Consider the following 24,941-nt stretch of genomic DNA (forward strand, 5'->3'; position numbering starts at 1 on the left):
ACCACAGGCACGGTGCGTGTGGGGTCAGAGTTCTTCGACGCGGCGCGCCGGGTAGCTGTCCCAGCTCTGGCAGCCCGGGCATTGCCAGAAATGCTGGCTTGCCTCGAAGCCGCAGGCGGCGCAGCGGTAGCGCTGCAAGGGGCTGCTGGCCTGGTTGAGCGCGGCCTGCACCGGTGCCTGCGCGGCGGCATCGGACAGCGGCTCGTCGGCCAGCCAGCGGGTGGCCATCACGAGCGAAGGCTCTTGCCGCAGATGCTCCAGGTATCGGTCCCGGGCCTCGGCCGGGCTGGCTGCCAGTTGGGCGAGCGCTTCGGTCACATCCAGCGCCGGCCCCCGCGCGTTCGCGGTCTGCAGAATGGTCTTGACGGCGGCCTCCTGACCGGTGCGCCGGGCCAGTTCGGCCAGTGCCCCGGCGGCCAGCGGCAGGCCCTGGGGCGCCTGGTGGGCCAGTTGCAGCAGGGTGTTCAGGGCGGCGCGGGCATCGCCTTGTTGATTCTGCAGGGCCGACAGGGCCATCCAGCCGCGCGCCAGTTGGGGGGCCTGCCGCGTGGCTTCCTCCAGGCGTTCGCGGGCACGGTCCATCTGCCCGGCGCGCAGTGCCAGCTCGGCTTCTTCGCACAGGTAGTGGGCCAGCCGCGTGGCGAAGCTGCCTTGCTGGGTGTGTTCGAGCTTCTGGGCGATCTGCTGGGCCTGTGGCCAGTCGCGAGAGCGCTCGTAAATGGCCAGCAGCGCCAGCAGGGCCTCGCCTTCGAAGTCGGTGCCTTCCAGACGCTGCAGCGCGGTTTCGGCACGGTCCAGCAGACCGGCCTTGAGGAAATCCAGCGCCAGGGCATGCTGGGCACGGTCGCGGTCCTTGCCTTTGACATCGGCGCGCGCCAGCAGGTGTTCGTGCACGCGCACGGCGCGGTCGTAGTCACCTCGGCGGCGGAACAGGTTGCCGAGCGCAAAGTGCAGCTCGGCCGTGTCCGGGTCGCCCTGCACGGCCTCGATGAAGGCGTCGATGGCCTGGTCCTGCTGTTCGTTGAGCAGGTGGTTCAGGCCGCGGAAGTAGGCTTTGGGCGCCTGCCGGCCTTCGATGCGCCATTGCCGCAGATCGAGCCGCGAGGCGAGCCAGCCAGCGGCGAAGGCGATGGGCAGGCCCCACAGCAGCCAGGTCAGGTCAAGATCCATGGGGCGGGTAGCCGTCGATCGGGCCGGGGGGCGCCGGTGCCACCGTCGCAGCCGTCGGTTTGCGGCGCGCGCGCAGCCACAGGGGCAGCATGACGATCACGCCCAGAAAAACACCTGCCACCAGCGCGGCCAGCAGCACGAGCACCAGCGGTGCCTGCCAACTGACGCCGAAGAACAGGTGCAGCGTGACCGCATCCAGGTTGTTCAGCGCAAAGGCGAAAAGAACAAAAAAAAGGGCTGCATTGAGCAGCCACATCAGGTATCTCAATCCGTTCCCCGAGTGGTGGAACGATTGTACCGGTCAGTCGTTCTGGCGCGGTGCCTGCCCCAGGATCTCGGCGGTCTTGGCGTCCACCGCTTCCCGCAGGGCCTTGCCCGGCTTGAAGTGGGGCACGCGCTTTTCGGGAATCATCACGCTCTCGCCCGAACGCGGGTTGCGCCCGATGCGCGGAGCGCGGCGGTTGACCGAGAAGCTGCCGAAACCGCGGATCTCGATGCGATGGCCTTTGACCAGGGCATCACCCATCGCGTCGAGAATGGCCTTGACGGCGAACTCGGCATCGCGGTGGGTGAGCTGGGCAAAGCGGGTTGCCAGGGCTTCAACGAGGTCGCTGCGCGTCATGTCTTGAAAGCGAAGAGCTTTGCATGCCGCCGGCACCGGATGCCACGGCCCGAAAGGGCATGGCATCCGGCACCGAGCGGTGCCTCAGCTTCAGTTGTTGCTGTCCAGCTTGGCCTTGAGCAGCGCACCCAGGTTGGTGGTGCCGGCGTTGCCCGTGTTCTGGTTCAGGCTGGCCATGGCTTCCTGCTGGTCGGCGGCGTCCTTGGCCTTGATCGACAGCTGGATGTTGCGGGTCTTGCGATCCACGTTGACCACCACGGCGGAGACTTCGTCACCTTCCTTGAGCACGTTGCGGGCATCTTCCACGCGGTCGCGGGAGATTTCGCTGGCGCGCAGGTAGCCCAGAACGTCTTCGCCCAGGTCGATTTCGGCGCCCTTGGCATCCACGGTCTTGACCTTGCCGGTCACGATGGAGCCCTTGTCGTTGACCGACACGAAGGTGGTGAACGGGTCGCCGTCGAGCTGCTTGATGCCCAGGGAGATGCGCTCGCGTTCCACGTCGATGGCCAGCACGATCGCGTCGACTTCCTGGCCCTTCTTGTAGTTGCGGACGGCTTGTTCGCCGGGCTCGTTCCAGGACAGGTCGGACAGGTGCACCAGACCGTCGATGCCGGCGGCCAGACCCACGAACACGCCGAAGTCGGTGATCGACTTGATCGGGCCCTTGACGCGGTCACCGCGCTTGGTGGCCTCGGCAAATTCGTGCCAGGGGTTGGCGCGGCACTGCTTCATGCCCAGGGAGATGCGGCGCTTGTCTTCGTCGATGTCGAGCACCATGACTTCGACTTCGTCGCCCAGCGACACCAGCTTGGACGGGGCCACGTTCTTGTTGGTCCAGTCCATTTCGGAGACGTGCACCAGGCCTTCGATGCCGGGTTCCAGTTCCACGAACGCGCCGTAGTCGGCGATGTTGGTGACCTTGCCGAACATGCGGGTGCCCGACGGGTAGCGGCGGGACACGCCCAGCCACGGGTCGTCGCCCATCTGCTTGAGACCCAGCGAGACGCGTTGCTTCTCGGTGTCGAACTTGAGGATCTTGGCGGTGATTTCCTGGCCGGCCTGAACGACTTCGCTCGGGTGGCGGACACGGCGCCAGGCCATGTCGGTGATGTGCAGCAGGCCGTCGATGCCGCCCAGGTCGACGAACGCACCGTATTCGGTGATGTTCTTGACCACGCCTTGCACGATGGCGCCTTCCTTCAGGGTTTCCATCAGCTTGGCGCGCTCTTCGCCCATGGAGGCTTCCACCACGGCGCGGCGGCTCAGCACCACGTTGTTGCGCTTGCGGTCCAGCTTGATGACCTTGAATTCCAGGGTCTTGTTTTCGTACGGGGTCAGATCCTTGGTCGGACGGCTGTCGACCAGTGAGCCCGGCAGGAAGGCGCTGATGCCGTTGACCATGACCTTGAGGCCGCCCTTGACCTTGGTGCCGGTGGTGCCGGTCACGAATTCGCCGGATTCGAGGGCCTTTTCCAGGGCCATCCACGAAGCCAGACGCTTGGCCTTGTCACGGCTAAGCAGGGTGTCGCCGAAGCCGTTTTCGACGGAGTCGATGGCCACGGAGACGAAGTCGCCCACCTGGACTTCGAGTTCGCCCTGGTCGTTCTTGAACTCGGCGATGGGCACATAGGCCTCCGACTTGAGTCCGGCGTTGACCACCACGTGGTTGTGCTCGACGCGCACGACTTCGGCGGTGATGACTTCGCCCGAGCGCATTTCAGCGCGCTTGAGGGACTCTTCGAACAGGGCGGCAAAAGATTCAGACATGAAGTTTCCTCAGCCACACAGCGTCGGGCGCGCACCAGCCGGCAGGCGGTTTTCGCGGGAGATCGACGGATGGGTGGCGTTGCTGTGCAGTGCGTGGCACTGCGGGGTTGGGGTCCAAGAACCATCGGGCCTGCGGGCGGGGATGCCCGGCGGGGCCGTCTGGGCCGGTTGGCAGCAGCGAACGGCGGACCGTTCAGGGCTGTTGCCTGCCTTGCCACCAGTTCAACACCTGGCGGACCGATTGCTCGATGTCCAGTTCGGAGTTGTCCAGTTGCAAGGCATCTTCGGCCGGCTTCAAAGGGGCGGTGCTGCGGTTCATATCCCGTGCGTCCCGTACCTGCAAATCGGCCAGAAGGTCTTCGATGCTAGCAGAAATCCCTTTGGAAATCAATTGCTTATGCCGCCGCTGGGCGCGCTGGGCGACGCTGGCGGTCAGATAGACCTTGAGCGGGGCGTCCGGGAACACCACCGTGCCCATGTCGCGGCCGTCGGCCACCAGCCCCGGCAGGCGGCGAAAGCTCAGTTGCAGCGCGTGCAGGGCCGAGCGCACGGCGGGGTACTGCGACACGCGCGAAGCCATGCCGCCCGTGGATTCGAGGCGCAGCGGATCGGTGATGTCGCGCCCGGCCAGAAAGATGCGGTGATCGCGGAACGCCAGCGGCAATGCCGCAGCGAGGCGCGCGAGGGCTGGTTCATCGTCGAGCGAGACGCCGGCGTCCTGCGCGGCCAGCGCCGTGGCCCGGTACAGCGCCCCCGAGTCCAGCAGGTGGTAGCCCAACTGGCGTGCCACTTCGGCCGCCAGCGTGCCCTTGCCCGACGCCGTGGGGCCGTCGATGCAGATCACGGGAATGGCGCCAGACTCGGCCTCGCACACGTCGAACAGGGTTTCAAAGTAGTCCGGGAAGGTCTTCGCCACGCACTTGGGGTCTTCGATGCGTACCCGGACCCGGCCCGGGTTGAAGGCCGCCAGTGAAAAACACATGGCCACGCGGTGATCGTCGTAGGTGTGGATGGCGGCCGGCTGCCAGCCGTGGGTGGTGCTGTCCGGGGCGGTTGCGCCGCCCTGGGGGGGCGTGATGCGGAGGAAGTCGTCTCCTTCTTCCATGATCGCTCCCAGCTTGCGGCATTCGGTGGCCATCGCGGCGATGCGGTCGGTTTCCTTCACCCGCCAGCTGGCGATGTTGCGCAGCGTGGTCGTGCCTTCGGCGTACAGCGCCATCACCGCCAGCGTCATGGCAGCGTCGGGGATGTGGTTGCAGTCGAGGTCGACGGCACGCAGCGGCCAGGCCCCTCGGCGGATGTGCAGGCGGTTGGCTTCGCCGGATATCTCTGCGCCCATCTGGCGTGCCGCCTCGACGAACCGGATGTCGCCCTGGATCGACGCCAGGCCGACGCCTTCGATGGTGATGCCGTCATGGCCGGGCTGGGGCGGCGCGATCGCCCCCAGCGCGATGAAGTAGCTGGCCGACGACGCGTCGGCTTCCACGTGGATCTGGCCGGGAGAGCGGTAGCGGCTGCCGGCCGGGATGATGAAGCGCGACCAGCCTTCGCGTTGCACAGGCACGCCGAAGCGCGCCAGCAGGTTGAGCGTGATCTCGATGTAGGGCTTGGAAATGAGTTCGCCCACCACCTCGATGGTGACCGGCCGATCCTGGGCGACCAGGGGCAGCGCCAGCAGCAATGCCGTGAGGAACTGGCTGGACACGTCGCCGCGCACACGGATGGGGGCGTCCAGCGTCAGGGCCTGTGCGGCACCGTTGCCCAGTCGCAGGGGCGGATAGCCTTCCTGGCCCAGGCAGTCGACCGGGCAGCCCAGCTGGCGCAGGGCGTCGACCAGATCGCCGATCGGCCGTTCGTGCATGCGTGGAATGCCGCTGAGTTCGAACTTCCCGCCATGGCGGCTGGCCAGCAGCGCCAGGGCCGCGGTCAGCGGGCGCATGGCCGTGCCGGCGTTGCCCAGAAACAGCGCGCCTTCGCGCACCGGCAGTTCACCCCCGATGCCGTGCACGCGCAGCCAGCCGGGACCAGGGGTCTCCGTTTCGATGCGGCAACCCAGTTGAGCCAGTGCCGCCAGCATGACGCGGGTGTCGTCGGAGTCGAGCAGGTCGGCAATATCGGTCTGGCCCACGCTCAGGGCGGCGAGCAGCAGCACCCGGTTGGAGATGCTCTTGGAGCCTGGCAGGCGAACGGTGCCGCCCGCGCCGGACAAGGGGGGGATGTCGAGATGGTCGATGGCGTACATGCGCGGCGGTCCGGGCGGCGGAAAAAAAGGGAGTGCCGCGGGGCACTCAGGATTGGGGCTTGACGGCGTTCATGCGCCAGGTGGCGCGCGCTTCGCTGGCTTGCTCGATCAGGACTTCCAGTGCGTCCGGGTTGCTGGCGGCGATGGCCGTCTCGAAGGCGTGCAGCGCGCGCTGGAAATGGCGCGACTGTGCCAGCAGCTCTTCCCGGTTGGACGCGAGGATGTCGCGCCAGACCGAGGGGTCGCTGGCCGCGATGCGGGTGAAGTCGCGGAACCCGGGGCCGGCCAGCGACAGAAAGGCCTCGCCCTGGGCCTGGCCGGTGATCGCGTTCATCAGCGCGAACGCGATCATGTGGGGCAGGTGGCTGACGGCTGCGTAGGCGGCATCGTGCGCCTCGGGCGACATCTGCTTGATCTGGCAGCCCAGCGCCGTCCACACCTGCTGGGCCCGGCCCAGTTGGGCCGTGAGCGTGCGCTCGATCGGGGTCAGGATGACCTGGCGCCCCTGGTACAGCTCGGGGTCGGCGTGCTCCACGCCCGAGAGCTCCTTGCCCGCGATCGGGTGGGCGGGCACGAACACGCCCACCTGGTCGCGCAGCACGCGGCGGGCGGCGTCGATCACTTCGCGCTTGGTCGACCCCACATCCATCACCAGCGTGTTCGGGCCGATCAGGTGGCGGATGGCCTTGAAGGTGGCTTCGGTGGCGGCCACCGGCACGGCCAACAGCACCAGATCGGCCCCCGAGACCGCCAGCAGGGCCGACGGGGCCTCGACGTCGATCACGCCCAACTGGCGCGCGCGCTCGGTGGTGGACGGCGACTTGCTGTAGCCCACCACCCGCTTGACCATGCCGGCGCGCTTGAGCGCCAGCGCGAACGATCCGCCCATCAGGCCGCAGCCGATGAGTCCCAACTGTTCAAAAACCGGAGAGCCTGGGGAGGATGCCATGTCACTCACTCACCGGGTAGGCGCCCAGCACCTTGTAGAACGCGCACAGACTCTGCAATTCCTCCAGGGCAGCGGCCACGGGCGGCTGCGAGGGGTGGCCGGCGATGTCGATGTAGAAGTAGTACTCCCACTGGCCCGACTTGGCCGGGCGCGATTCGAACCGGGTCATCGACACGCCGTGCTGCTTGAGCGGCACGAGCAGGTCGTGCACCGCCCCGGGCCGGTTGGGGACCGACACCACGATGCTGGTGCAGTCCCGGCCCGACGCCGGCGGCATGGCCAGGGTCTGCGGCAGCGTGATGACGGCAAAACGCGTGCGGTTGTAGGCCTCGTCCTGGATCGCGTGGGCCACGATGTGCAGCCCGAACTGGGCGGCCGCACGTTCGCTGGCCAGGCCAGCCCACGCCGGGTTGGTGGCGGCCAGGCGGGCCCCTTCGGCGTTGCTGCCGACGGCACGGCGTTCGGCATGGGGCAGGTGCTGGCTCAGCCAGCCCTGGCATTGCGCCAGCGCTTGCGGATGGGCCATCACCACTTCGATGCCGTCCAGCGAATTGGCCTGGCGCAGCAGGTTGTGCCGCACCAGCAGGCTCACTTCACCCACCACGTGCACGGGCGAGCGCAGGAACAGGTCGAGCGAACGCGCCACCACGCCTTCGGTGGAGTTTTCCATGCCGACCACACCGTACTGTGCGGTGCCGGCCGCGGTGGCGTGGAAGACTTCGTCGAAGCTGCTGCAATAGATCAGGTTGGCCGCGCTGCCGAAATACTCGACGGCCGCCTGTTCGCAGAAGGTACCTTCCGGGCCCAGCACCGCCACACGCTGCGGCGTTTCCAGGGCCAGGCAGGCCGACATGATTTCGCGCCAGATGGCGGCCACGTGCTGGTTGAGCAACGGGCCCTGGTTGGCACGCTGGATCTTTTCGATCACCTGCGCCACGCGGTCGGGACGGAAAAACGGCGTGCCTTCCTGGCGCTTGAGCTCGCCCACCTGTTCGGCCACGCGGGCACGCTGGTTGAGCAGGTTCAGCAATTGCTGGTCCAGCGAATCGATCTGCACGCGCAGCGCGCCCAGGGCCTCGGTCTGTATGGGTTGGCTCATGCGCTCAGGCCTGTTCTTTCTCGAAATCTTTCAGGTAGTCCACCAGGGCCTGTACACCCTCGATAGGCATGGCGTTGTAGATGCTCGCGCGCATGCCGCCGACCGACTTGTGGCCTTTGAGTTGCAGCAGGCCGCGCGCCTTGGCGCCGTCGAGGAAAGCCTGGTTGCGGCTTTCGTCGCGCAGGAAGAACGGCACGTTCATGCGCGAGCGGGCGGCCGGATCGACCTTGTTGACATAGAAGGCCGACCGGTCGAGGTAGCCGTAGAGCAGTTCGGCCTTGGCGATGTTGCACCGCTCCATGGCGGCCACACCGCCCTGCTGCTTGAGCCACTGGAAGGTCAGGCCGGCCATATAGATGGCGTAGGTGGGGGGCGTGTTGAACATCGACTGGTTGTCGGCCACGGTCTGGTAGTCGAAGGCCGAAGGGCAGGCGGGCAGGGCGTGACCGAGCAGGTCCTCGCGCACGATCACCAGCGTCACGCCGGCCGGTCCCACGTTTTTCTGGGCCCCCCCGAAAGCCAGGCCGACGCGCGACCAGTCCACCGGGCGCGAGAGCACGTGCGACGAAAAATCGATCACCAGCGGAGCGTCGCAGCCCAGGGCCTTGAGGTCGGGCAGTTCGTGGAACTCGATCCCGTGAATGGTTTCGTTGCTGCACAGGTGCAGGTACTGAGCGCCGGCGCTCAGTTGCCAGGAGGCGGGTGCGGGCAGGGCGGTGAAGCCCGACGCCTGGCCGCTGGCCGCGATGTTCGCTGTGGCGTAGCGCTGGGCTTCCTTGGCCGACTTCTGGCTCCAGCTGCCGGAGACCACGAAGTCCACCGTACCGCCGCGCGAGAGGTTCAGCGGCACGATGGCGTTTTCGGCCAGACCGCCGCCCTGCATGAACAGGATCTTGAATTCGGGCGGCACCGCCAGCAGCTCGCGCAGGTCGGCCTCTGCCTGTTCATAGATCGAGATGAACTCCTTGCCCCGGTGACTCATCTCCATCACGCCCATGCCGCAACCGTGCCAGTCCAGCATTTCGGCGGCGGCCTGCGCCAGCACGGCTTCGGGCATGGCGGCGGGCCCGGCCGAGAAGTTGTAGGGCCGCTGCGTCATTCGGCGTCTCCCGCCGGCGTGTCCGGGCCTTCTGCAGCGTCGGCCGCTTCCGGCACGTTGGCATCGTTCTCGACGATGCGCTGCAGGCCCGACAGCTCGGCGCCTTCGTCCAGCGCGATCAGCGTCACCCCCTGCGTGGCGCGGCCGAGTTCGCGGATCTCGCTCACGCGGGTGCGCACCAGCACGCCCTTGTCGGTGATCAGCATGATCTCGTCGTCGGGGTGCACCAGCGTGGCGGCCACCACCTTGCCGTTGCGCTCGCTCTGCTGGATCGCGATCATGCCCTTGGTGCCGCGGCCGTGCCGGGTGTATTCGCCGATGGGCGTGCGCTTGCCGTAGCCGTTGACGGTGGCGGTCAGCACCGCCTGCGATTCGTCTTCCGCCACCAGCATGGCGATCACGCTCTGGCCGTCTTCCAGCGTCATGCCCTTGACGCCGCGCGCGTTGCGGCCCAGCGGGCGCACGTCGTTCTCGTCGAAGCGCACGGCCTTGCCGCCGTCGCTGAACAGCATCACGTCGTGCTGGCCGTCGGTCAGGGCGGCGCCGATCAGGTAGTCGCCGTCGTCCAGGTTGACCGCGATGATGCCGGCCTTGCGCGGATTGCTGAATTCGTCCAGCGCGGTCTTCTTGACCGTGCCCATGCTGGTCGCCATGAACACGTAGTGGTCAGCCGGGAAGCTGCGGAACTCGCCTGTCAGCGGCAGCACCACGTTGATCTTCTCGCCGTCCTGCAGCGGGAACATGTTGACGATGGGGCGGCCACGCGATCCGCGCGAACCGGCCGGCACCTCCCACACCTTGAGCCAGTACAGCCGGCCGCGGTTGGAGAAGCACAGGATGTAGTCGTGCGTGTTGGCGATGAAGAGCTGGTCGATCCAGTCGTCTTCCTTGGTCGCCGTGGCCTGCTTGCCGCGGCCGCCGCGCTTCTGGGCGCGGTACTCGGACAGCGGCTGACTCTTGATATAGCCGCTGTGGCTGAGCGTGACCACCATGTCGGTGGGCGTGATCAGGTCCTCGGTCGAGAGGTCCTGGGCGCTGTGTTCGATCTCGCTGCGGCGGGCGCCCAGCTTGGTCTGGCCGAACTCGTTCTTCACCGCCACCAGTTCCTCGCTGATGATGGTCGAGACGCGTTCGGGCTTGGCCAGGATGTCCAGCAGATCGTCGATCTCGGCCATCACGTCCTTGTACTCGGCGACGATCTTGTCCTGCTCCAGCCCGGTCAGGCGCTGCAGGCGCATCTGCAGGATTTCCTGCGCTTGCGTCTCGCTCAGGCGGTACAGGCCGTCGCCCTGCATGCCGAACTCGCGTTCCAGGCCTTCCGGGCGGTAGTCGTCGGCGTTCACCGTGCCGCCGTCGGCCTTGGCGCGGGTGAGCATTTCGCGCACCAGTTGGCTGTCCCAGCTGCGCGTCATCAGCTCGGCCTTGGCCACCGGCGGGGTGGGGCTTTCGCGGATGATCTTGATGAACTCGTCGATGTTGGCCAGCGCGACGGCCAGGCCCTCGAGCACGTGGCCCCGGTCGCGCGCTTTGCGCAGGTTGAATACCGTGCGGCGGGTCACCACCTCGCGGCGGTGCTCCAGGAAGACGGTGATCAGGTCCTTGAGGTTGCACAGCTTGGGCTGACCGTCGATCAGCGCCACCATGTTGATGCCGAAGGTGTCCTGCAGTTGCGTCTGCTTGTACAGGTTGTTCAGCACCACCTCGGGCACTTCGCCGCGCTTGAGCTCGATCACCAAGCGCATGCCCGATTTGTCGGACTCATCCTGAATGTGGCTGATGCCTTCGAGCTTCTTCTCGTGCACCAGTTCGGCGATGCGCTCCTGCAGCGTTTTCTTATTGACCTGATAGGGGATCTCGTCAACGATGATCGCCTGGCGCTGGCCCTTGTCGATGTCCTCGAAGTGCACCTTGGCGCGCATCACCACGCGCCCGCGGCCGGTGCGGTAGCCGTCCTTGACACCCTGGATGCCGTAGATGATGCCGCCGGTGGGGAAGTCCGGTGCCGGGATGATTTCCATCAGCTCGTCGATCGAGCAGTCCGGGTTCTTCAGCGAATGCAGGCAGGCGTCCACCACCTCGTTGAGGTTGTGCGGCGGAATGTTGGTGGCCATGCCGACCGCGATGCCGCCCGAGCCGTTGACCAGCAGGTTGGGCAGGCGCGTCGGCAGCACCAGCGGTTCTTTTTCCGAGCCGTCGTAGTTCGGGCCGAAATCCACCGTCTCCTTGTCGATGTCCGCAAGCATCTCGTGCGCGATCTTGGACATGCGGATTTCGGTATACCGCATGGCGGCGGCGTTGTCGCCGTCGACCGAACCGAAGTTGCCCTGGCCGTCCACCAGCATGTGGCGCAGCGAGAAATCTTGCGCCATGCGCACGATGGTGTCGTACACCGCGCTGTCGCCGTGTGGGTGGTACTTACCGATCACGTCGCCAACGATACGGGCCGACTTTTTGTAAGGCCGGTTCCAATCGTTGTTGAGCTCGTGCATCGCGTACAGCACGCGCCGGTGCACCGGCTTGAGACCATCCCGCGCATCAGGCAGGGCGCGGCCCACGATCACGCTCATGGCGTAGTCGAGGTAGCTGCGGCGCATCTCCTCTTCCAGGCTGATAGGCAGGGTCTCTTTGGCGAACTGGGTCATGGACGATACGGTGGCTGAGAAAAGGATGCCGCGCAGGGCAATAGGCGATTTTAGGATGCGCGCCCAGAAGGGCCCGAAAACCCCGGTTGTTGCATGAAGGCAACGGTGCCGAAAACCATGTCGCTGCCGGGTCGTGGCGCCGCATGCACTGACCAACCGTTACACACGCTTGTGGCACAATGAATTCAGCGTCTTGTAAGACGTGAATGTGTTCCAATAACTGGCCCGCCTGTGGCTCATCTTGAGGAAAACCATGAAAAAACTGAACAAAGTGGCAATGCTGTTTGCAACCGCCGCCATGGCAACCGCCGCTGGCGCCCAATCCATCGACAACTGGCGCAATGGCACGTCGGAACTGGTCTGGAAGAACGGCACGAACGAACTGTGCTGGCGCGATGCCTTCTGGACGCCGGCGACCGCCGCCCAAGGTTGCGACGGCGCGATCGTGCCGGCCGCTGCACCCGCTCCGGCTCCGGCACCCGCCCCGGCCCCGGCCGCTGCACCCGCTCCGGCACCCGCCCCGGCCCCGGCTCCGGCTCCGGCTGCCACCAAGGTGACCTACGCTGCTGACGCATTCTTTGACTTCGACAAGGCTGTTCTGAAGCCCGAAGGCAAGGCCAAGCTGGACGATCTGGCCGGCAAGGTCAAGGGCATCAACCTGGAAGTGGTGATCGCCGTGGGCCACACCGACTCCACCGGTGCTGACGGCTACAACCAGAAGCTGTCGGTGCGTCGCGCCGAAGCTGTCAAGGCTTATCTGGTGAGCAAGGGTATCGAAAGCAACCGCATCTACACCGAAGGCAAGGGTGAAACCCAGCCCGTGGCCGACAACAAGACCCGCGAAGGCCGCGCCAAGAACCGTCGCGTGGAAGTGGAAGTGGTCGGCACCCGCGCCAACTGATCCTCTTCAGGTTCACCTGCAAAAAACCGCGCTTCGGCGCGGTTTTTTTATGGCCGGTGGCGATAATCCGGGCATGACAGCTCCGATCAACGCCGATCCGGCCGAACTGGCCAAGTTCTCCGATCTGGCCCACCGCTGGTGGGACCCCGAAAGCGAATTCAAACCCCTGCACCAGATCAACCCGTTGCGGCTCGACTGGATCGACAGCCAGGCTTCCTTGGCCGGCCAGCGTGTCCTGGACGTGGGCTGTGGGGGCGGTATCCTGGCCGATTCGATGGCGCGGCGCGGTGCCGACGTGACTGGAATCGACCTGTCCACCAAAGCGCTCAAGGTGGCCCAACTGCACGCACTGGAGGCCGGAACACCCCGCATTCAGTATCGTGAAGTCAGTGCCGAAGCCCTGGCGGCCGAGGTGCCGGGCAGCTTCGACGTCGTCACCTGCATGGAGATGCTGGAGCACGTGCCCGACCCGGCATCGGTGGTTCGCGCCTGCGCTACGCTGGTCAAGCCCGGTGGATCGGTTTTCTTCTCCACCATCAATCGCAACCCCAAGGCCTTTCTGTTTGCCATTGTGGGCGCCGAATACCTGCTCAAGATGCTGCCCAAAGGCACCCATGAGTACGCTCGCATGATCCGGCCCAGCGAACTCGCCGCCTACTGCCGTGACGCCGGGCTTGACGCCCTCCGTACCCGGGGCATGGAATACAACCCCCTGACCCAGCGCTACTGGCTCAGCAACGACACCAGCGTCAACTACCTGTTGGCGACGCGCAAGGCATGAGGCCCGTTCCCAACCCCATTGCCGCCGTGCTGTTCGACCTAGATGGCACCCTGGTCGACAGCGCGCCCGATCTCGCGCTTGCTGCCGAGCGGATGCGCGCTGCCCGTGGGCTACAACCTTTGCCCCTGGACCGCTACCGGCCGCACGCCAGTGCTGGCGCTCGCGGCATGTTGGACATTGCTTTTGGCATCACCCCCGAAGCGCCTGTCTACGAGGCGATGAAGCAGGAGTTCCTGGCAAGCTATGCCCAAGGGCTGCTGGACACCACACACTGCTTTGATGGGGTGGATTTGTTGCTCGCCGCGCTGCACCGCCACAGCTTGCCCTGGGGCATTGTGACCAACAAGGTCGACCGCTTCACCACACCCTTGGTGGCCGGTTTTCCTCAACTGGCTGCGGCGGGCACCGTGATTTCCGGGGATACCACGCCACACGCCAAGCCCCATCCCGAACCCCTGCTGGAAGCGGCCCGCCGGCTGGCGGTGGCACCGACTGCCTGCCTGTACATCGGGGATGACGAGCGCGACATCGTGGCTGGCCGCGAGGCCGGCATGTACACCGTGGCCGCCAGCTACGGTTACCTGGGCGTGGAAGGCCGTGTCGACCACTGGGGCGCCGATGCCCACATCGATTCTCCGGCCGACCTCTTGAAATTGCTCGGATTGCCTTAAACTCAGGCGTACCGGGGCTGCATTGGTTTCGACGTGGGTTCGGACACGCAGCAGGGCATGTCGAGGTTCTGTCACCTCGTTAAACCGCAGAAAAAAACTAACTGCAAACGACGAACGTTTCGCACTCGCCGCTTAATCCGGCGAGCCTTGCAACAGCAGGCCGATAGGCTGGGCAAGGGTGGCCGCAAGGCTGTCCTCGCTGCAAGGGAATTTTTATCGGCTGGCCCGGCGCCGGGTACCTTGGCGCGGGGTGAGACTCAAGGGTACTGGCGGGTTGCGTAGCGTGTCGCTGCGCGGCGCAACCGGCGAGATTCAAAACAGACGACTACACATGTAGAACTGCGCGAAGAAGGCTTGCGGACGGGGGTTCGAGTCCCCCCAGCTCCACCACCACAACGTCCAAAGGCGTTCACTGAAGTCCAGTGAACGCCTTTTTTCTTTGGAGAATGAATTATCCTTGGTCCGCTTTTGTCCAAAGTCTTCCACGGGACGCGAGGTGGATGTCGGGGCACAGACGGGGGGACGTCCATCCACCGTCCTCGTTGAGCTATTGGGCCCTGATGCAGCGGTGGCGCGACTGAAATCGCTCATCGTGACTCCAGGTCTATGGGGCTTGATTCCCGCCATCGCGATGGCCGGTGGCAGTGGCATGGTTTTGGGAAAGAAGCGGCGTGGACGGTTGGTTGATACCAAGAAGAAGCGCATTGGAGTTGGAACTGACTCACTATCGTGGACGGGCACCGGTTTGATTCTCAAACCATTTCGGGTGTTGTCTCGACATGCGCGACGGCCTCTTCGACAACTTCAAACAGGGTTTCGTTGCTCCTTGCGCAGTTCAGAGGTGAGAAGAAACCCTGGCCACTGTGACGGCGCCGAGGGGGTTACCCGTCTCCCATCCAGGTGAAGACCACCGTGCGGTCCTGTGCCTTGCTTTGGAAAGAGTTGCGCTCGATGAGTTCGCCTTCCAGGCTGGCGAAAATGCTCTCGGCCATCGCGCTGTCGTGGGCATCGCACACCGCAGATGGGCGATCCTGCATTTGCCGGCAACGTTCGCCAAGGGCCAGGCTGGTGTCCTGGCTGCCTTGATCGCTGTAGGGATGTCCAACGCGAATTGGGACAGGGATCGAGTGTAGGACCCTGCGTCTACCCCTGAGCGCGGGGAGCTGCGCCTGGCACCACACTCGCCGTTTGCTCAATTCATCACGAAGCCGCCCGATGCGCCCACGGTTTGACCCGTGATGAACAGGGCTTGGTCGGAAGCGAGAAAGGCCACCACGCCAGAGATGTCACCGGGACGCGAGAGACGGCCCACTCCTTTGGAGATTGGGTAGACGTTGAGCATCTTTTTGAGCAACTCGTTGTTGTCCACGGTGGCATGGATGTTGAGTGGTCCATCTTTGATGCCCTCGTGCGACACCGCGCCCAAGGCAATGGAGTTCACCGTGATGGCGTGGCGGCCATGCTCGCGCGCCAGCGCCTTGGCGAAACCGCCGATGGCGGCCTTGGCGCCCGAATACACCGCCATGTTGGCCTCACCGATGCGCCCCGCCTCGGAAATGATGTTGATGATGCGGCCGGTCTTCTTCTCGACCATGCCCGGCAGCACTGCGCGGCAGCAATACATGGTGCCGTAGACGTTGAGGTCAACGATCTTGGTCCAGTCGGCCACCGGCGTTTCCAGGAAGGGGGGCGTGCGGCCACCCTTTTCGCGGCGCTCGGGGATGATGCCGGCGTTGTTCACCAGGATGGTAATTGGGGCCGAGAAGTGAGCGCGTGCGCGGGCGACCATGGCTTCAACTTCGTCGAGTTGGGTGATGTTGGCGGGTGCCGCCAGCGCCTGGCCGCCCGCAGCGGCGATCTCTTTGGCTACGGCGTTGGCACGCTCTTCAAACAGGTCGTTGACCACGACCTTGGCGCCTTCGGCGGCCAGTTCCAGGCAGATCTGGCGTCCCACGCCTTGACCGCCACCCGTGACGAGGGCTATCTGTCCGTTCAATCCCAGTTGCATACGATTCCTTTGATGAAGTTGATGTTGTTGAAAGGGAGGTCAGCGACCGACGAAACGCGGTGCGCGTTTTTCGACAAAGGCGCGCATGCCTTCGATGCGGTCTTCGCTGTCCACCAGCATCGACGCGGCGTAACGCTCGTACTCCAGGCCGGAATCGAGATCGGTCTGCATGCCGCGGTTGATGGCGCGCTTGGCGAAGCGCACCGCCAGGGGCGGGTGCTGCGCGAGGCGTTTTGCCCACTCCATCGCGGTAGGGAGCAGCTCTTCGCCGGGGAGAACCCGGCTGACCAGGCCCATGCCCAGTGCGGTATGGGCATCGATGAGGTCCGCCATGAAGATCAGTTCCTTGGCCCGGGCTTCGCCGATCACGCGTGGTAGACGCTGTGTACCACCCGCGGCCGGAATCACGCCCAGCTTGATTTCGGGCAGCCCGAAGCGTGCGGTCGAGGCGGCCAGCCGGATGTCGCAGCACAGTGCGATTTCCAGCCCGCCGCCCAGCGCCACGCCGTTGATGGCGGCGACCACAGGCTTTTCGAACTCTTCGATGTTGCGGAACAGGTCGTGGGTGGCCTTCTGGCGAACGAAGTACTCGCTGCCGCAAACCACTTCGCCTGCACGCTCCTTGATGTCGGCGCCGGCGCAGAACGCCCGGTCACCACTGCCGGTGATGAGCACCGCGCGCACCTGGTCATCGCTGCGGGCGAGCTCGAAGAAGGCGCGAGCCAGGTCGGCCTTCATCGTGCCGCCCAGCGTGTTCATGCGTTCGGGGCGGTTGAGCGTGATAACGGCGACCTGGTCGCGCACTTCGTACAGCAGCGTGCCCAGGTCCTGTGGCTGGTTTTGGGTGGTCATGCTCTTCTCTCCTGTTGTGCGGGGCGGTCAGTGGGCAGTCGATAGCACATGGGCAATCGACACCGACCCCAGACCGATCATGTGGGCCATGGCCCAGCGCGCATTGGGGTGCTGGCGACCGGACGCTTCGCCGCGCAACTGGCGGGTGATCTCGGCGATCTGGCCAATGCCGGTCGGCCCGAGCGGGTGGCCCATGCCGATCAGGCCGCCCGAGGCGTTGACGGCGCAACGGCCGCCGATCTGGGAGTCGCCACGGGCCAGGTAGCGCGCGCCTTCGCCGGGTTCACAGATGCCGATGGCCTCGGTGTAGAGCAGTTCTTCGATGGAGAAAGCGTCGTGCAGTTCGAGCAGGTCCAGCTCGGTCGGGGCGATGCCGGCCTGCTCGCAGGCAGCCTGGGCGCTGGACCGCACCAGTTCCGTGGCCGCATCGCCGTAGCCGGTTTCTTCGCGGTCGCTGCCGGCTACCGAGGCGTGTACGCGGACACAGCGCTTCGCGTCCAAGCCCAGGCGCTTGAGCGCGTGGCCAGAGACCAGCAGCACGGCGGCGGCGCCTTCGCCACGCGGGGTGCACTGCTGCACCGTGAGATCCCCGACGACGCGCGGCGAGGCGAGCACCTGGTCCAGCGTGCGGGGCTTGCGAAACTGGGCGAAGGGGTTGAGTGCGGCATTGCCATGGTTCTTGACCGCCACCGCAGCCATCTCTGCCACGCTGGCGCCGCGCTCGCGCAGGTAGGTGCGCGCCATCATGGCGAACTTGACCGGAGGCAGGTTGGCGGTGTCGCTCAGGCTTTCGAGCCCGTTCTTGTTGGCCGCGCGGCGACCGTCGCCGTGTTTGTCCACACCGACGGCGAGCACCACGTCGCTCATGCCGGTGGCGATCTCCATGCAGGCCTGGCGAAAAGCGAAAGACCCTGAAGCAGAAGCGTTTTCGACCTGCGTCACGGCCAGACCGGTCGAGCCCAGGTGGCGGAGCATCACGCGCCCGGTGGCCATGCCGATGGCGGCGGTGCCGACGTAGGCACTTTGAACCTGGTCCCAGCGCAGCCCGGCGTCGACCAGCGCGGCGCGCACGGCGGTCAGGCCCAACTGGGTGTATGGTGTTTCGGTGGGGAACTGGTAGGCGTGCATGCCGATGCCCACCACGTAGATGCCACCGTTTTGGTCGATCCAGTTCGTGGAGGTGGCGGCTCGTTGTTGGGTGCCGGTGCTCATGTCGCGACCTCCTCATTCATCGGAACAAAGACGCAGGCATAGACCCCCTGCGCTTCGCGCACCTCTGCGATGGCCTTGAGGGTCATGCCCGTGCGCAAGCCAGACTCGTCTTTGACCCCGATCACGCCTTCTTCAACGATGCCGTCTGCGATGCGGATATCGCCAGCGATCGTGGGCGCCTGCATGTCCGGTATCAGCGGCACATGGATGGTCACGAACTCCAGCAACTCTCCTTGGCCAGGGCGGGTCAGCCGGGGGGCCTCGGTGAGTGGGTCCCCACAGTGCGAGCAGCCCGGGACGTTGGCCGGAAAGTTGACCGTTCCGCAAACCGGGCATTGTGAGAAGATGAAGTCGAGGGAGGTGCCGTCCGACGCCAGCTGGTAGAGCGTGGGGTGCAGAGGCTTCAAGGAAGTCAGTTGGTCGATCATGAATGAAGGTCGGTCAAGCCAAGGGGAAGGGCCACGCGAGCGTGGCCGCGGGGTCATTCGAGCGAGGCGCCGGATTTCTGCACCAGATCGCGCCAGCGCACCATTTCCGTCTTGACGAAGTCGCCCAGCTTTTGGTCGCGCATGCCGGTCATCGGGATGCTTCCGTATTTCTGGTTGTTCTTCACCATCTGGGGGTCGACCATGGCCTTCTCGATGGCGTCTGCCAGCTTCTTGACGATGGCCGGTGGGGTCTTGGCAGGCACGAAGACGGCGCCCCAGGAGCTGGACTCTGCGCCTGTCAATCCAAACTCGCTGATCACCGGTACATCAGGGGCGCTGGCAAGCCGCTTGTTGGCCGTGACCGCCAGTGCGGTGAGTTTCTTGCCGTTCACCAGCGGCAGCACGATGGCCGGGTAATCGAACATCAGGTCGACGTTGCCGGCCATGAGATCGGTCAGCGCTGGGCTGCTGCCTTTGTAGGCGATGTGCGTCATCTTGGTGCCGGTCACCATCTGGAACATTTCTGCCGTGAGGTGCGTGCCCGTGCCCGCGCCAGCCGAGCCGTAGTTGAGCTTGCCCGGGTTGGCTTTGGCATAGGCGATCAGTTCGGGGACCGTTTTGAATGGCCGGTTGGGGTTGATCACCAGTACCAAGGGGGACTCCGACACGCCATACACCGGCACGAAATCGGCGATCGGGTCATACCCCACTTTTTTGTACAGCGCGAGATTGGCGCCCTGAGTGCCTTGCGTGCCGTAGACCATCGTGTAGCCATCGGGAGTCTGGCGGGCAGCGGCTTCCACGCCAATCGAGCCACCAGCACCAGGGCGGTTTTCCACGATCACGGGTTGCCCCAGATGGGGTTCGAGCAGTGTCGCCAGCAACCGGGCTGTGTTGTCGGTCACGCCACCGGGGGTGAACGGAATGATGAATTTGATCGGACGTTCTGGCCATTGAACATCTGCCGCATGGGCGGTGCACAGGGCGAGTGACCCGAGCGCCAGAACGGACAGCTTCCTCAGAATGTTTCGCATGGTTGTCTCCATTTTTTCTGCCACAATATCGTGACTGGTCGTAGAATACTTCAAAATATCGTAGAAATGCAAGATCGAATTTTGAGTTTTTCATTGAAAAAAATAGGGAAAAAACAGCCTTTTATCGGACGGTTTTCTGAAGTCATTTCGTTATTATTCGAGCTTATCTACGAAATTTCGGAGTAACTATGCCCACCATCGTTCCTGCTGCCACCCGCACCATGCTGCTGCTTGAAGTGTTTGCCCGTGAGCGCCGAGAGCTGTCCAACTCGGATCTGGCGCGTCTTATGGACCTACCGGAAAGCAGTTGTTCAGACCTGCTTTTCACGCTGCACGAGATGGGCTATCTGCTGCGCACGGCGCGCAGCAAGCGCTTCTATCCCACGGCGCGACTGCTGGACATTGCGCAGGAGATTTCGGCCAGCGATCCGCTGTTCGCGGTGGCCACGGAAGCCTGCGAGTTGTTGCGCGACAAGACCGGCGAGACCGGTCTGTGTGGCCATGTGGTGTCGGGGGTGGTGCATGTGCTGGCGTTTGCCGAAGGCACGCATCCGCTGCGCTACGTTTCCAACGTGGGCAACAAGATCGCGCTGCACGTCTCGGCGCTGGGCAAGGCGGAGCTCGCGCTCGGCACCCCCGAAGAGGCGGCGCGCCAGCTGCGTCTGAAGACGATGAAGCAGATCGCGCCCGGCACCATCACCGACCTGGCCGTGCTGGAAGCACAGATCGCCCAGGCCAAGGCGCAGGGCTGGAGCTGGGTCGAGAACGAAGGTTTTGACGGCCTGTCCGCCATGGCGGTGGCCGGCTACGTGGGCGATCAGCCGCTGGCCATCTCCGTGGCCGGTCCCACCCAGCGCATGCTGGCCCACAAGGACGCTTGTCTGCAAGCCCTCAAGGACGTCCAGGCGCTCGTGTTCCACGCGCGCGACGGCGCGGCGCCGCCGCGTGCCACCGGTGCGCGGCGCGCCGCCACCGCAAAAGTGACCGGGCCGGCGTAGTCCGCGCCCGGGTCCAATCCCATTTCAACCCACAGGAGACCCACCCATGTATTTTGTTGCCGATGCCGACCAGGAGATGTTGCGCGACAGTGTCCGCCGCTTCATGAAGAGCGAAGTCGCCCCCCTCGTGTCCGAACACGACAAGGCCAAGACCTTTCCCTTCGAGCTGCTCAAGGCGCTGACCCCGTTCGGCTACATCGGCGGGCGTTTGCCGGAGTCGCTCGGTGGCATGGAGCTGGACGCCATGAACTGGGCCATGCTGATGGAAGAGGCGGGCTACACCTGGCTGTCGCTCCGGACCATGGTCAACATCACCAACGCCGCCATCCACAAGCTGGCGGCCGAGGCGAACGAGGAGCAGAAGGAGCGATTCCTCAAGCCCCTGATGGCTTCCGAGCGCCGCGTGTTCAACGCCATCAGCGAACCGGGCACCGGTTCCAACATCGCCCAGGTGCAGACGCGGGCCGACCTCCAGGGCGACCACTATGTGCTCAACGGCCGCAAGCTCTGGATCACCAACGGCGTCTTTGGCGATTTCGGCATCGTGGTGGCGCGCACCTTCAGCCCCGACTGCGACGGCCAGCTCTCTACCTTCCTGGTCGAACGCGAGGTGTCGCCGTACGAAGTGCGTCCGGTCGACACCATGGTGTTGCGCAGCACCGGCACGGCCGAACTCAACTTCGACAACGTCAAGGTGCCGCGCGAGAACCTGCTGGGTGAAGAGGGCAAGGCGCTCAAGAAGATGTTGAAGGGCTTGGATGGTGCCCGCGTCAACATCGCGATGGGGGCGGTGGGGGCTGCGCAGGCGGCGCTCGACCTGTCCATCGACCATGCCCGCACGCGCACGCAGTTTGGCAAGCCCATCGGCAGCTTCCAACTGATCCAGAAGCTCATCGTGGACATGACGGTTCGCGTGGAAGCTGCACGGGCGTTGGGCCTGCGCGCCGCCGCCGCGCTGGACTCCGGGCAGGACGCCCGCACGGCCGCTTCCATCGCCAAGCTGTACGCCACCGAAGCCGCCCACGAGGTAGCCAGCATGGCCTTGCAGGTGCACGGCGGACTGGGTTATGCAACCGACTACCCCATCGAACGCATTTTTCGGGACACGCGCGGCGGCACGATCCCCGAAGGCACGACCGAGGTGCAGACCTTGATCGTGGGCCGCGAGATTCTGGGCATGTCGGCCATCGCCTGATGGTGAGCACCGCAGCCTCATCCCAAAACACAAGACCTCTGGAGACAACGTTGACCGATTTGACGCGGCTGATTCACCCCCGCTCGATTGCTCTGGTGGGCGCCTCCGATCGCCTTCACAGCATTGGCGAGCGTACCCTGAGCAACTTGCTGGACCACTCCGAGTTCGACGGCGAGATTTTTCTCGTGAACCCGACCAAGACCGAGATCCGGGGGCAAAAATGCTGGCCCAGCGTGGCCGCCTTGCCTGTCACACCCGACATTGCGGTGATCGTGGTGCCGGTGGCGGGCGTGCTGGCCGTGGCGGAGGAGTGCGCCGGCCGGGGCGTGCCCTTCGCCGTGGTGCTGACTTCCGGCTTTGGCGAGGCCGGAGAAGAAGGCGAGCAGGCGCAGGTTCGCCTCAAGGCCATCGCCGACGCGGGCGGCATGCGGATCTACGGTCCGAACTGCCCGGGACTGACCAACGTCAACCACCGCCTGGGTCTGACCTTCTCCCCCTCGTTCCCGCACGACCTGATCAAGGGGCCGATCGGTCTGGCCACCCAGGGCGGCGGTCTGGGTCGCAACGTGATGCAGGCTATGGACCGGGGCATCGGCATCGGACTGTGGGCGTCCACCGGCAACGAGGTGGACCTGCAGGTGGCCGATTTCATTCACTACATGGCCGACGCGCCGGACATCAAGGTCATCGTCACCTTGCTCGAAGGCATCAAGGACGGCGCCAAGTTCGTCGCCGCCATCCAGCGGGCGGCGGCCAATGGCAAGCCGGTGATCGCGTTCAAGGTGGGCAAGTCCGAATACGGTCAGCGCGCGGCGCAGTCGCACACCGCGTCGCTGACCGGTTCGGCGGAGGTGAACAGTGCGGTGTTCCGCCAGTTCGGCGTGATCGAGGTGGACGACATCGACGAACTGGTCGACACGGCCTGGCTGTTCGCGCGCGCCATGCCAGGCCCCGAGGACGGCATCGGCATCTACACCTCGTCGGGCGGCACCGCCGCACTGACGGCCGACGCGGTGGGCACGCGGGGCCTGCGGCTGGCCACCTTCGCACCCGAAACGCGGGCGCTTCTGAAAGAGCTGTTGCCCGACTACGCGGCGATCGACAACCCGGTGGACACCACGGCGGTGGTGCTGAGCGATGCGCAACTGATCGAGAAAACGCTGGGCGCGGTGGCCAGCGACCCGAACCTCGGCTGCGTGATCGTGCCCATCACCCTGGATTACGGCGAGACCACCATCCAGATGGCGCGCACCATCATTGCCGCGCAAAAGAACTGCACCACCCCGATTGTTCCGATCTGGATGAGCGATCGCATGGGCGAGGGCTACCGCATGCTGGTGGAACATGGTTTTGCGCCGCCGCGTTCGGTGGGCAAAGGCCTGAGTGCGGTGCGGCGCTGGGTGGCGTATGGCCGCTGGAAGCGCAGCCAGTCGGGCGTGTCTGCGGTCACGCTCACCTCGGTGCTGCCGCCCGCGTCGGCCACACGCTCGGTGTCGGAGCTTGAAGGCAAGCGCCAGTTGCGCGAGGCCGGCATCGCGGTGCTGCCCAACGCCCTGGCCCGAAGCCAGGAAGAGGCCGTGGCGAAGGCGGCGGCGATGGGTTTCCCGGTGGTGGCCAAGATCGCCAGCGGACAGATCGTGCACAAATCGGACATCGGCGGCGTGCAGGTGGGGCTGAAAACCGCCGAGCAGGTGGCGGCCGCCTGGGTGGACATCATGGCCTCGGCGGCACACCACCGCCCCGATGCCACGATCGATGGCTTGCTCATCGAGAAGATGGCGCCCCAGGGCGGCGTGGAGCTGATGATCGGCGTGACCCGGGACCCGGTGTTCGGTCATGTGATGACCTTCGGCATGGGCGGCATCTACGTGGAAATCCTGCGCGATGTGACGCGCCGCATGCTGCCGATCGGAGCGGAAGATGCGGCGGCCATGGTGCGTGAGATGCGCTGCTTCCCGCTGCTCGACGGCGCGCGCGGGCGGCCGCGGGCCGACCTCCAGGCACTCAAGGCGCTGTTGTTGAAAGTGTCTGCGTTTGTGGTGGCGAACGCCGACCGCATCGAGGAGATGGATCTCAACCCCGTGTGGCTGGGCGCCGAGGGCGAAGGGGCCTTGCCGCTCGACGCCGTCATCATCGAGCGCGCCGAACAGAAGGCATCGGCATGACGGGCCCTTCCACGCGCCCGCCGCTGGCGGGCATCACCGTGGTCGACTTCAGCGAACTGCTGCCCGGCCCGTTCTTCACGCAGGCATTGGCCGAGATGGGCGCACGCGTCATCAAGATCGAGCGCCCGCCCCATGGCGACAATGCGCGCCGACTGGGCGCGGGGGGATTTGCGGCGGTCAACCGGGGCAAGGAAAGCCTGCTGGTCGACATGAAGGACGAGGCCCAGCGTGCCCAGGTGCGTCAACTGGTGGTGTCCGCCGACATCCTGGTCGAGTCATACCGGCCGGGCGTGATGGCGCGTCTGGGGATGGACTTCGCGTCGCTGCAAGCCGACTGTCCGCACCTGATCTATGTCTCGCTCAGCGGCTATGGGCAGTCGGGCCCCTGGGCCCACCTGCCCGGGCACGACATCAACTATTTGGCGGCTGCTGGCGTGCTGGCCGTATCGGGGGAAGCGGGCGGTCCGCCCTCACTGGGGGCGGGTCTGCCGGTGGCGGACCTGTGTGGTGCCATGTATGCGCTGTCGTCCACGCTGGCCGCCTTGTTCCAGCGGGAAAGTACGGGGCTCGGTCAGCACCTCGACGTGGCATTGGCCGACTGCGCCCTGCACTGGATGAACCCGCGTCTGGGCACCTACCGGGAAGGCGGCGCGGAGACGCTGGAAGCGCAGCGCGAAGTGACGTTGGTCAAGCCGGCCTATGGCGCGTTCGCCTGTCTCGACGGCCGCCACCTCTCTATCGCGGCGCTGGAAGACCACTTCTGGCAACGTCTCTGTGAGGCCATTGATCTGGCGCCGTTCGATGGTGAGGCGTACCGGTCGTTCAAGCGGCGCAAGCCCCATGCGCAGGCCATCAACCAGCGTATCGCCGACGCCGTGAAAGACCGGGACGCCGACGCGCTGTTCGAGCTGCTGAGTCGGCACGACGTGCCGGTGGCCCCGGTGGTTGAGCCCTCCGGCTTGGCCGCGCTGCCGCAGTTCGCGACACGCGACAAGTTCGAAGCCGGCGACAACCTGCCCCTAGTGCGCTTTCCCGTGCCCCTGGCCGGCATGAGCGAGGGTGTGCTGGGACCGGTGCCTGCGCTCGGCAGTGCCCGCGTCTGAGCT

21 protein-coding genes and 1 other RNA gene are annotated in these 24,941 nt (G+C 65.4%); 8 read left to right on the plus strand and 14 right to left on the minus strand.

Going from position 1 to position 24,941, the window contains the following annotated elements:
* Positions 1-24: 24 nt before the first annotated feature.
* The 9 genes from lapB to gyrA all read right to left on the minus strand — a co-directional run bounded on the left by lapB (position 25) and on the right by gyrA (position 11,590).
* Complete coding sequence (gene lapB, locus QQK43_RS08820; protein WP_234265941.1) at positions 25-1,170, minus strand: lipopolysaccharide assembly protein LapB; 1,146 nt, start codon at positions 1,168-1,170, stop codon at positions 25-27.
* Entirely contained in the window at positions 1,160-1,426 is a 267-nt protein-coding gene (locus QQK43_RS08825) for a lipopolysaccharide assembly protein LapA domain-containing protein (protein WP_370465242.1), read from the minus strand. Before QQK43_RS08825 ends, lapB begins: the two co-directional genes overlap by 11 nt.
* Before the next feature lie 45 nt (positions 1,427-1,471).
* On the minus strand, positions 1,472-1,858 hold the full coding sequence (locus tag QQK43_RS08830; protein WP_502260851.1) for an integration host factor subunit beta: 387 nt from the start codon (positions 1,856-1,858) through the stop codon (positions 1,472-1,474).
* 24 nt (positions 1,859-1,882) lie between these two features.
* A complete protein-coding gene (gene rpsA, locus QQK43_RS08835) occupies positions 1,883-3,559 on the minus strand; it encodes a 30S ribosomal protein S1 (RefSeq protein WP_234265938.1) in 1,677 nt (558 codons plus the stop codon).
* 193 nt (positions 3,560-3,752) lie between these two features.
* The gene (locus QQK43_RS08840; RefSeq protein WP_284307458.1) at positions 3,753-5,801 is read right to left on the minus strand and encodes a bifunctional 3-phosphoshikimate 1-carboxyvinyltransferase/cytidylate kinase; all 2,049 of its coding nucleotides are present in this window, start codon (positions 5,799-5,801) and stop codon (positions 3,753-3,755) included.
* A gap of 46 nt (positions 5,802-5,847) precedes the next feature.
* Positions 5,848-6,750 carry a prephenate dehydrogenase gene (locus tag QQK43_RS08845; protein WP_284307459.1) on the minus strand — a complete coding sequence of 301 codons (903 nt, stop codon included), beginning with the start codon at positions 6,748-6,750 and terminating at the stop codon, positions 5,848-5,850.
* 1 nt (position 6,751) lies between these two features.
* Complete coding sequence (pheA, locus tag QQK43_RS08850; RefSeq protein ID WP_234265935.1) at positions 6,752-7,849, minus strand: prephenate dehydratase; 1,098 nt, start codon at positions 7,847-7,849, stop codon at positions 6,752-6,754.
* Positions 7,850-7,853: 4 nt separating this feature from the next.
* Positions 7,854-8,948 (minus strand): 3-phosphoserine/phosphohydroxythreonine transaminase, encoded by a 1,095-nt coding sequence (gene serC, locus QQK43_RS08855; protein WP_284307460.1) that lies wholly within the window; start codon positions 8,946-8,948, stop codon positions 7,854-7,856.
* Positions 8,945-11,590, minus strand: coding sequence for a DNA gyrase subunit A (gyrA, locus tag QQK43_RS08860; protein ID WP_284307461.1), 2,646 nt, complete (start codon positions 11,588-11,590; stop codon positions 8,945-8,947). The genes serC and gyrA overlap by 4 nt, the downstream gene beginning before the upstream one ends.
* Before the next feature lie 253 nt (positions 11,591-11,843).
* On the opposite strand from gyrA, the gene ompA reads away from it, so the two are divergent.
* The 4 genes from ompA (at position 11,844) to ssrA (ending at position 14,333) form a co-directional block, all read left to right on the plus strand.
* Positions 11,844-12,491, plus strand: a complete 648-nt coding sequence (gene ompA, locus QQK43_RS08865; protein ID WP_234265932.1) for an outer membrane protein OmpA — start codon at positions 11,844-11,846, stop codon at positions 12,489-12,491.
* A gap of 73 nt (positions 12,492-12,564) precedes the next feature.
* Positions 12,565-13,272, plus strand: a complete 708-nt coding sequence (gene ubiG, locus QQK43_RS08870; RefSeq protein ID WP_234265931.1) for a bifunctional 2-polyprenyl-6-hydroxyphenol methylase/3-demethylubiquinol 3-O-methyltransferase UbiG — start codon at positions 12,565-12,567, stop codon at positions 13,270-13,272.
* Positions 13,269-13,943, plus strand: a complete 675-nt coding sequence (locus QQK43_RS08875; protein ID WP_284307462.1) for an HAD-IA family hydrolase — start codon at positions 13,269-13,271, stop codon at positions 13,941-13,943. Before ubiG ends, QQK43_RS08875 begins: the two co-directional genes overlap by 4 nt.
* 13 nt (positions 13,944-13,956) lie before the next feature.
* Positions 13,957-14,333: a transfer-messenger RNA gene (gene ssrA, locus QQK43_RS08880) on the plus strand.
* A gap of 802 nt (positions 14,334-15,135) precedes the next feature.
* Here the strand turns inward: ssrA and QQK43_RS08885 are convergent.
* The 5 genes from QQK43_RS08885 to QQK43_RS08905 are packed head-to-tail and all read right to left on the minus strand — an operon-like array spanning position 15,136 to position 19,549.
* Positions 15,136-15,951, minus strand: coding sequence for an SDR family NAD(P)-dependent oxidoreductase (locus QQK43_RS08885; protein ID WP_284307463.1), 816 nt, complete (start codon positions 15,949-15,951; stop codon positions 15,136-15,138).
* A 39-nt stretch (positions 15,952-15,990) separates the two neighbouring features.
* Entirely contained in the window at positions 15,991-16,803 is an 813-nt protein-coding gene (locus QQK43_RS08890) for an enoyl-CoA hydratase/isomerase family protein (protein ID WP_234265928.1), read from the minus strand.
* 27 nt (positions 16,804-16,830) lie between these two features.
* Entirely contained in the window at positions 16,831-18,015 is a 1,185-nt protein-coding gene (locus QQK43_RS08895) for a thiolase family protein (RefSeq protein WP_284307464.1), read from the minus strand.
* The gene (locus tag QQK43_RS08900; RefSeq protein WP_284307465.1) at positions 18,012-18,443 is read right to left on the minus strand and encodes a Zn-ribbon domain-containing OB-fold protein; all 432 of its coding nucleotides are present in this window, start codon (positions 18,441-18,443) and stop codon (positions 18,012-18,014) included. The genes QQK43_RS08895 and QQK43_RS08900 overlap by 4 nt, the downstream gene beginning before the upstream one ends.
* Before the next feature lie 53 nt (positions 18,444-18,496).
* Positions 18,497-19,549 carry a Bug family tripartite tricarboxylate transporter substrate binding protein gene (locus QQK43_RS08905; RefSeq protein WP_284307466.1) on the minus strand — a complete coding sequence of 351 codons (1,053 nt, stop codon included), beginning with the start codon at positions 19,547-19,549 and terminating at the stop codon, positions 18,497-18,499.
* Between the two features lie 116 nt (positions 19,550-19,665).
* Between QQK43_RS08905 and QQK43_RS08910 the strand changes: the two genes are divergently transcribed.
* From QQK43_RS08910 to QQK43_RS08925, 4 genes are read left to right on the plus strand one after another with little or no spacing between them, the layout of a single operon-like run.
* Complete coding sequence (locus QQK43_RS08910; protein ID WP_234265924.1) at positions 19,666-20,475, plus strand: IclR family transcriptional regulator; 810 nt, start codon at positions 19,666-19,668, stop codon at positions 20,473-20,475.
* A gap of 46 nt (positions 20,476-20,521) precedes the next feature.
* A complete protein-coding gene (locus tag QQK43_RS08915; RefSeq protein WP_284307467.1) occupies positions 20,522-21,670 on the plus strand; it encodes an acyl-CoA dehydrogenase family protein in 1,149 nt (382 codons plus the stop codon).
* Positions 21,670-23,835, plus strand: coding sequence for an acetate--CoA ligase family protein (locus QQK43_RS08920; RefSeq protein ID WP_284307468.1), 2,166 nt, complete (start codon positions 21,670-21,672; stop codon positions 23,833-23,835). Before QQK43_RS08915 ends, QQK43_RS08920 begins: the two co-directional genes overlap by 1 nt.
* Entirely contained in the window at positions 23,832-24,938 is a 1,107-nt protein-coding gene (locus QQK43_RS08925) for a CaiB/BaiF CoA transferase family protein (protein WP_284307469.1), read from the plus strand. Before QQK43_RS08920 ends, QQK43_RS08925 begins: the two co-directional genes overlap by 4 nt.
* Positions 24,939-24,941: the final 3 nt, after the last annotated feature.

The sequence above is a fragment of the Hydrogenophaga electricum genome (genome assembly GCF_030160815.1).
GTDB lineage: Bacteria > Pseudomonadota > Gammaproteobacteria > Burkholderiales > Burkholderiaceae_C > Hydrogenophaga > Hydrogenophaga electricum.

What these genes read in the sequence shown, in the direction of transcription:
- lapB (WP_234265941.1), bottom strand. Translation starts at nt 1,170, where the DNA reads ATGGATCTTGACCTGACCTGGCTGCTGTGGGGCCTGCCCATCGCCTTC.
- QQK43_RS08825 (WP_370465242.1), bottom strand. Translation starts at nt 1,426, where the DNA reads ATGTGGCTGCTCAATGCAGCCCTTTTTTTTGTTCTTTTCGCCTTTGCG.
- QQK43_RS08830 (WP_502260851.1), bottom strand. Translation starts at nt 1,858, where the DNA reads ATGCCATGCCCTTTCGGGCCGTGGCATCCGGTGCCGGCGGCATGCAAA.
- rpsA (WP_234265938.1), bottom strand. Translation starts at nt 3,559, where the DNA reads ATGTCTGAATCTTTTGCCGCCCTGTTCGAAGAGTCCCTCAAGCGCGCT.
- QQK43_RS08840 (WP_284307458.1), bottom strand. Translation starts at nt 5,801, where the DNA reads ATGTACGCCATCGACCATCTCGACATCCCCCCCTTGTCCGGCGCGGGC.
- QQK43_RS08845 (WP_284307459.1), bottom strand. Translation starts at nt 6,750, where the DNA reads ATGGCATCCTCCCCAGGCTCTCCGGTTTTTGAACAGTTGGGACTCATC.
- pheA (WP_234265935.1), bottom strand. Translation starts at nt 7,849, where the DNA reads ATGAGCCAACCCATACAGACCGAGGCCCTGGGCGCGCTGCGCGTGCAG.
- serC (WP_284307460.1), bottom strand. Translation starts at nt 8,948, where the DNA reads ATGACGCAGCGGCCCTACAACTTCTCGGCCGGGCCCGCCGCCATGCCC.
- gyrA (WP_284307461.1), bottom strand. Translation starts at nt 11,590, where the DNA reads ATGACCCAGTTCGCCAAAGAGACCCTGCCTATCAGCCTGGAAGAGGAG.
- ompA (WP_234265932.1), top strand. Translation starts at nt 11,844, where the DNA reads ATGAAAAAACTGAACAAAGTGGCAATGCTGTTTGCAACCGCCGCCATG.
- ubiG (WP_234265931.1), top strand. Translation starts at nt 12,565, where the DNA reads ATGACAGCTCCGATCAACGCCGATCCGGCCGAACTGGCCAAGTTCTCC.
- QQK43_RS08875 (WP_284307462.1), top strand. Translation starts at nt 13,269, where the DNA reads ATGAGGCCCGTTCCCAACCCCATTGCCGCCGTGCTGTTCGACCTAGAT.
- QQK43_RS08885 (WP_284307463.1), bottom strand. Translation starts at nt 15,951, where the DNA reads ATGCAACTGGGATTGAACGGACAGATAGCCCTCGTCACGGGTGGCGGT.
- QQK43_RS08890 (WP_234265928.1), bottom strand. Translation starts at nt 16,803, where the DNA reads ATGACCACCCAAAACCAGCCACAGGACCTGGGCACGCTGCTGTACGAA.
- QQK43_RS08895 (WP_284307464.1), bottom strand. Translation starts at nt 18,015, where the DNA reads ATGAGCACCGGCACCCAACAACGAGCCGCCACCTCCACGAACTGGATC.
- QQK43_RS08900 (WP_284307465.1), bottom strand. Translation starts at nt 18,443, where the DNA reads ATGATCGACCAACTGACTTCCTTGAAGCCTCTGCACCCCACGCTCTAC.
- QQK43_RS08910 (WP_234265924.1), top strand. Translation starts at nt 19,666, where the DNA reads ATGCCCACCATCGTTCCTGCTGCCACCCGCACCATGCTGCTGCTTGAA.
- QQK43_RS08915 (WP_284307467.1), top strand. Translation starts at nt 20,522, where the DNA reads ATGTATTTTGTTGCCGATGCCGACCAGGAGATGTTGCGCGACAGTGTC.
- QQK43_RS08920 (WP_284307468.1), top strand. Translation starts at nt 21,670, where the DNA reads ATGGTGAGCACCGCAGCCTCATCCCAAAACACAAGACCTCTGGAGACA.
- QQK43_RS08925 (WP_284307469.1), top strand. Translation starts at nt 23,832, where the DNA reads ATGACGGGCCCTTCCACGCGCCCGCCGCTGGCGGGCATCACCGTGGTC.